Source organism: Pseudomonas sp. SED1, from assembly GCF_034044025.1.
Lineage (GTDB): Bacteria > Pseudomonadota > Gammaproteobacteria > Pseudomonadales > Pseudomonadaceae > Aquipseudomonas.
Window position 1 is genome coordinate 1 of sequence record NZ_JAXCIS010000028.1, and the last position, 5,829, is coordinate 5,829.

The following is a 5,829-nucleotide window of genomic DNA, read 5'->3' on the forward strand; positions in this document are numbered from 1 at the left end:
AGCCGGTTCCTTCAGGATCATCTCTGAGCGGTTCCCCAAATGACCAAACTGCCTACCGCGATCAACCTGCACAAAGCCTCCAGGACACTGGGCCTTACCTACGGTCCTGACGAGGTGTATCAACTGCCCGCCGAATTTCTTCGGGTGCACTCCCCCTCCGCTGAGGTCCAGGGCCACGGCAAACCGATCCTGCAATTTGGCAAGCTCAATGTCGGTTTGACCAAGATTGAACCCGCCGGCCAATACGCACTGAAATTGACCTTCGACGATGGCCATGACAGTGGATTGTTCACCTGGGACTACCTCTATCAACTTGCCGTGCGTCAGGACGCGCTGTGGGCTGACTATCTTGCCGAACTGAAAGCCGCCGGAAAAACCCGCGACCCGAACCAGTCGGTCGTGCGGCTGATGCTCTAGCTCAGGCCTCTTGCTCATTAGTGGGCATTTTCTAATTCCATCTGCTTGAATGCCACTCTGTCGTGGCCAACGATTGGCCCGCTTGCGAAAAAAATTAAACTCGGGTAACCAATGGAACTGGCAAGTTCCCTGCATTTGACGATGCGGTATTAACGGTCACCCGAGCAGTAGTACCAGGCTGTGCTGTGTCGCAAGTAGTGGTACACAGCGGTACCCGGTACTCGTCTGTCGGACAATGGAGCGTCGTAGATGAGTAACAAGAACAACGATGACTTGAAACGCCAAGCCTCGGAAAACACCCTGGGGCTGAACCCGATCATCGCGTTACGGAAAAAGGATTTACTGGCATCCGCTCGGATGGTGCTGACCCAGGCCATCAAACAACCGTTGCACAGCGTCAAGCACGTCGCCCATTTCGGCGTCGAATTGAAGAACGTGGTGTTCGGCAAATCACAGCTGACACCCGAGGCCGACGACCGCCGTTTCAACGACCCGGCGTGGACCCAGAACCCGCTCTACAAACGTTACCTGCAAACCTACCTGGCGTGGCGCAAGGAGCTGCACGACTGGATCGGTGACAGCAACCTGTCGGAACACGACATCAGCCGCGGCCACTTCGTCATCAACCTGATGACCGAAGCCATGGCGCCCACCAACAGCGCGGCCAACCCGGCGGCGGTCAAACGCTTCTTTGAAACCGGCGGCAAGAGCCTGCTGGATGGCCTGTCCCACCTGGCCAAGGACATGGTGCACAACGGCGGCATGCCGAGCCAGGTCAACATGGGCGCCTTTGAAGTGGGCAAGAGCCTGGGCACCACCGAAGGCGCCGTGGTGTTTCGCAACGATGTGCTGGAGCTGATCCAGTACCGGCCGATCACCGAGCAGGTGTACGAACGCCCGCTGCTGGTGGTGCCGCCGCAGATCAACAAATTCTATGTATTCGACCTGAGCCCGGACAAGAGCCTGGCGCGCTTCTGCCTGCGCAATAACCAGCAAACGTTTATCGTCAGTTGGCGCAACCCCACCAAGGCCCAGCGCGAGTGGGGCCTGTCGACCTATATCGAGGCGCTGAAAGAAGCGGTCGATGTGGTGAGCGCGATCACCGGCAGCAAAGACATCAACATGCTCGGCGCCTGCTCCGGCGGCATCACCTGCACCGCCCTGCTGGGCCACTACGCGGCGCTGGGCGAGAAGAAGGTCAACGCCCTGACTCTGCTGGTGAGCGTGCTGGACACCACCCTGGACACCCAGGTGGCGCTGTTCGTCGACGAACAGACCCTTGAAGCAGCCAAGCGCCATTCCTACCAGGCCGGCGTGCTGGAAGGCCGCGACATGGCCAAGGTGTTTGCCTGGATGCGCCCCAATGACCTGATCTGGAACTACTGGGTCAACAACTACCTGCTGGGCAACGAGCCACCGGTGTTCGACATCCTCTTCTGGAACAACGACACCACCCGCTTGCCGGCCGCGTTCCATGGCGACCTGATCGAGCTGTTCAAGAACAACCCGCTGATACGCGCCAACGCCCTGGAAGTGTGCGGCACGCCGATCGACCTGAAGCAGGTCACCGCCGATATCTATTCCCTGGCAGGCACCAACGACCACATCACGCCGTGGCAGTCCTGCTACAAGTCGGCGCAGCTGTTTGGCGGCAAGGTCGAGTTTGTGTTGTCCAGCAGCGGGCATATCCAGAGCATCCTGAACCCGCCGGGCAACCCCAAGTCGCGCTACCAGACCAGCGACACGATGCCGGGCAAGGCGCTGGACTGGCAGGAGAACGCCACCAAGCACACCGACTCGTGGTGGCTGCATTGGCAGGCCTGGCAGGCGGAGCGCTCGGGCAAGTTGAAGAAGGCGCCCGCAAGCTTGGGTAATAAAGCGTACGCAGCGGCGGAAGCGGCGCCGGGCACTTATGTACATGAACGATAGAGCACACACACTTTTGTGACTGGAACTCGGTCAATGTGGGAGCGGCGGTGCGACGATTCGACTTGCTCGCGAAGGCGGTGTGTCAGTTGATGCATCTGGAGACTGATTCACCGCCTTCGCGAGCAAGCCCGCTCCCACACTGACCGAGTTCAGACAGGGAATAGCGCGCCATTTTGCAGGGTAAGCCCATGCCGCAACCGTTCATCTTCCGTACCATCGACCTGGATGGCCAAGCCATCCGCACAGCGGTACGCCCGGGCAAGCCTCACTTGACGCCGCTGCTGATTTTCAACGGCATCGGCGCCAACCTTGAGCTGGTGTTTCCGTTCGTCCAGGCCCTGGACCCGGACCTGGAAGTGATTGCCTTTGATGTGCCGGGCGTCGGCGGTTCGTCGACCCCCAGCCGGCCTTATCGCTTTCCCGGCCTGGCCAAGCTCACCGCGCGCATGCTCGATTACCTGGACTATGGCCAGGTCAACGTGGTGGGCGTTTCCTGGGGCGGGGCGCTGGCGCAGCAGTTCGCGTATGACTACCCGGAGCGCTGCAAGAAGCTGATTCTCGCCGCCACCGCCGCCGGCGCCTTTATGGTACCGGGCAAACCGAAAGTATTGTGGCTGATGGCCAGCCCCCGGCGTTATATCCAGCCGTCCCATGTGGTGCGCATTGCCCCGATGATCTACGGCGGCTCCTTCCGTCGGGATTCGAAGCTGGCCGCCGAACACGCCAGCAAAGTGCGTTCGGCCGGCAAGCTGGGTTACTACTGGCAACTGTTCGCCGGGCTTGGCTGGACCAGCATCCACTGGCTACACAAGATCAAGCAACCGACCCTGGTGCTGGCTGGCGATGACGACCCGCTGATCCCGCTGATCAACATGCGCATGCTGGCCTGGCGCATACCCAACGCCCAACTGCACATCATCGACGACGGTCATCTGTTCCTGATTACCCGGGCCGAGGCTGTGGCGCCGATCATCATGAAATTTCTCCAGGAGGAACGCCTGAGGGCGGTGATTCACCCGCAACCCGCACTTTAGACGGCGGCGGTCAGGACGACCGCGCCGCGCAACTTGGCCAGAACCAACTATGGTTCTGAATTGGCGTGCTAGTTGATGGCTTAACGAAGGAGTGTTGGCGCATGCGAGAAAGACCCGTATCGAACCCGGTGCCCACACCCGCCGCGTTCATCAATGCACAAAGCGCGATCACCGGCCTGCGCGGCCGGGATTTGCTCTCGACTCTGCGCAGCGTTGCCGCACATGGCTTGCGCAACCCGGTGCACACCGCCCGCCACGCCCTGAAGTTAGGCGGGCAATTGGGCCGTGTGCTGCTCGGAGAAACGGTGCACGAGCCGAACCCGGCCGACAGCCGTTTCGCCGACCCGACCTGGCAGCTCAACCCGTTTTATCGGCGCAGCCTGCAAGCCTACTTGAGCTGGCAAAAACAAACCCGCCACTGGATCGACGACAGCAACCTGAGCGCCGACGACCGGGCCCGGGCGCAATTTGCCTTTTCCCTGCTCAACGATGCAGTGTCGCCGTCCAACACGATGCTCAACCCGCTGGCGATCAAGGAGTTGCTCAACTCCGGCGGCAACAGCGTGGTGCGTGGCGTCAGCAACCTGTTCGATGATCTGCTGCACAACAATGGCTTGCCGAGGCAGGTCACCAAGCAGGCCTTTGAAGTCGGCAAGACGGTGGCTACCACGCCCGGCTCGGTGGTTTTTCGCAACGAACTGCTGGAGTTGATCCAGTACAAGCCCATGAGCGAAAAACAGTACGCCAAGCCGCTGCTGGTGGTGCCGCCGCAAATCAACAAGTACTACATTTTCGACCTGAGCCCGAACAACAGCTTCGTCCAGTTCGCCCTGAAAAACGGCCTGCAAGTATTCATGGTCAGCTGGCGCAACCCGGATGTACGCCACCGCGAATGGGGCCTTTCCACCTACGTAGCGGCTTTGGAAGAAGCGCTGAACGTGTGCCGCGCAATCACCGGCGCCCGCGAGGTCAACCTGATGGGCGCCTGCGCCGGTGGCCTGACCATCGCTGCGCTGCAAGGCCATCTGCAGGCCAAGCGCCAGTTGCGCCGCATCTCCAGCGCCAGCTACCTCGTGAGCCTGCTGGACAGCCAGATTGACAGCCCCGCCACCCTGTTCGCCGACGAACAAACCCTGGAAGCCGCCAAGCGCCGTTCCTATCAACAAGGCGTGCTCGACGGCCGCGACATGGCCAAGGTGTTCGCCTGGATGCGTCCCAACGACCTGATCTGGAATTACTGGATCAACAACTACCTGCTGGGCAAGGAACCTCCGGCGTTCGACATCCTGTACTGGAACAATGACAACACCCGCCTGCCCGCCGCGCTGCATGGCGACTTGCTGGACTTCTTCAAGCACAACCCGCTGAGCCATCCCGGTGGCCTGGAAGTCTGCGGCACGCCCATCGACTTGCAGAAGGTCACGGTGGACAGCTTCAGCGTGGGCGGGATCAACGACCACATCACGCCGTGGGACGCGGTGTACCGCTCCACCCAACTGCTGGGCGGCGACAAGCGCTTCATTCTGTCCAACAGCGGGCATATCCAGAGCATCCTCAACCCGCCAGGCAATCCCAAGGCGAACTACGTCGAGAACCTCAAGCTGAGCAGCGACCCGCGTGCCTGGTACTACGACGCCGCTCATGTCGAGGGCAGTTGGTGGCCCAATTGGCTGGCGTGGATCCAGCAGCGCTCCGGTGTGCAGCGCGAAACCCTGACCGCCCTGGGCAACCAGAATTACCCACCGATGGAAGCGGCGCCGGGCACGTATGTGCGGGTCCGCTGAGCCCAACCTAGACCTTAAGAAGACTGGATGAAGACCCGCGACCGTATCCTTGAATGTGCCTTGCAGTTGTTCAACCACAAGGGCGAGCCGAACGTGTCGACCATGGAGGTGGCCAATGAAATGGGGATCAGCCCCGGCAACCTCTATTACCACTTCCATGGCAAGGAGCCGCTGGTGCTCGGGCTGTTCGAGCGTTTCCAGGCCGAGTTGGCGCCGTTGCTCGACCCGCCCGAGAACGCGCAACTGGCGGCCGAGGATTACTGGCTGTTTCTGCACCTGATCGTGGAGCGCATGGCGCACTACCGGTTTCTGTTCCAGGACTTGTCGAATCTGGCGGGGCGCTTGCCGAAACTGGCCAAGGGTATTCGCACCTTGCTGACGGCGCTCAAGCGCACCCTGGCCTCGTTGCTGGCCAGGCTCAAGACGGATGGGCAATTGGTCAGTGACACCCAGGCGCTGGGGCAGTTGGTGGAACAGATCACCATGACCCTGCTGTTTTCCCTGGATTACCAACGGATTCTCGACCGTGCAGGTGAGGTGCGGGTGGTGGTGTACCAGATCATGATGCTGGTGGCGCCGCATCTTTTGATGCCGGCGAGGATGGCGACGGAGCGGTTGGCGCTCAGGTACCTGGACGACGCGGACTAAAATGTGGGAGCGGGCTT

Annotated in this window: 5 protein-coding genes; all 5 read left to right on the forward strand. The window is 60.9% G+C overall.

The genetic code is table 11. The annotated features are described in order from the left end of the window. The first annotated feature begins 39 nt into the window (after nt 1-39). Nucleotides 40-417: a DUF971 domain-containing protein gene (locus SNL23_RS03830; protein WP_318301653.1), complete on the forward strand. Its 378-nt coding sequence runs from the start codon at nt 40-42 to the stop codon at nt 415-417. A gap of 249 nt (nt 418-666) precedes the next feature. Then, nucleotides 667-2,346 (forward strand): class II poly(R)-hydroxyalkanoic acid synthase, encoded by a 1,680-nt coding sequence (phaC, locus tag SNL23_RS03835; RefSeq protein ID WP_076018087.1) that lies wholly within the window; start codon nt 667-669, stop codon nt 2,344-2,346. Between the two features lie 188 nt (nt 2,347-2,534). Next, nucleotides 2,535-3,380, forward strand: coding sequence for a poly(3-hydroxyalkanoate) depolymerase (phaZ, locus tag SNL23_RS03840; RefSeq protein ID WP_076018088.1), 846 nt, complete (start codon nt 2,535-2,537; stop codon nt 3,378-3,380). Between the two features lie 101 nt (nt 3,381-3,481). Continuing rightward, nucleotides 3,482-5,164, forward strand: coding sequence for a class II poly(R)-hydroxyalkanoic acid synthase (gene phaC, locus SNL23_RS03845; RefSeq protein WP_318301654.1), 1,683 nt, complete (start codon nt 3,482-3,484; stop codon nt 5,162-5,164). Between the two features lie 27 nt (nt 5,165-5,191). Further along, nucleotides 5,192-5,812: a TetR/AcrR family transcriptional regulator gene (locus SNL23_RS03850; protein WP_167662974.1), complete on the forward strand. Its 621-nt coding sequence runs from the start codon at nt 5,192-5,194 to the stop codon at nt 5,810-5,812. The last annotated feature ends 17 nt before the right edge of the window (nt 5,813-5,829 follow it).